The organism is Frankia sp. CeCAU1 (genome assembly GCF_977971845.1).
Genome location: NZ_CDWWXA010000163.1, coordinates 8,685 through 9,322, shown reverse-complemented (window position 1 = coordinate 9,322; position 638 = coordinate 8,685). Strand labels below are relative to the sequence as shown.

Sequence of the window (638 nt, the reverse complement as noted above, 5' to 3'; positions counted from 1 at the left end):
CCTAGACGAGTGATTCCTGAGGGTCAGTGATCGTAGGCGATCAATGAGCGGATCACCGGCGCGCCGGTCCTGTGGTTGTGCCAGAGCCCAGCGGCCATGGCCATGATCCGCTGGGCGACCCGGATCGCGATGCCCTCGTAGGTCCGTCCGCCGTGTTCTTCCAGGTCAAGCTGCCCCTTGAGGGTGTCGTTGACCGACTCGATCAGCTGTCGGATGCTCTTGAGCAGGGACTCCCCGGGCCGGATCTTCTCGTTCTTGCGGTGCGGCCGGAGCAGGTCGATGCCCTCGTCGGACAGGTGTTTCTCAAGCTCGCCGGAGGCGAAGCCCTTGTCCGAGACCAGCAGGATCCGCCCGCGTTCGTGGATCAGGTCCTCGTCGCGGTCGAGCATCGCCTCGAGGACCTCCCGCTCACCGATCTTCGGGTCGGCCAGGGCCCACATGACCGGCATACCGACGGGCGTGCAGACCAGGTAGAGCTTCAGCCCCCCAGGAGAACCGTGAGTGCGACGCGCAGTAGCCGTAGTTGGCCCAGCCGGCCGCGTCGGAGAGCTTGACCGTCGGCCGCGACATCCCGCACGGCACGGGCGTCGTGTCAGTGATCCACACGTCGTCGAACCAGAAGTCGGTGTCGGTCGCGA

Annotated in this window: 1 pseudogene; it reads right to left on the bottom strand. The window is 66.0% G+C overall.

Annotated features, from left to right (window positions below):
* Window positions 1-23 precede the first annotated feature (23 nt).
* Window positions 24-638: pseudogene (locus AC08OO_RS20575) on the bottom strand (IS982 family transposase); the annotation flags it as partial.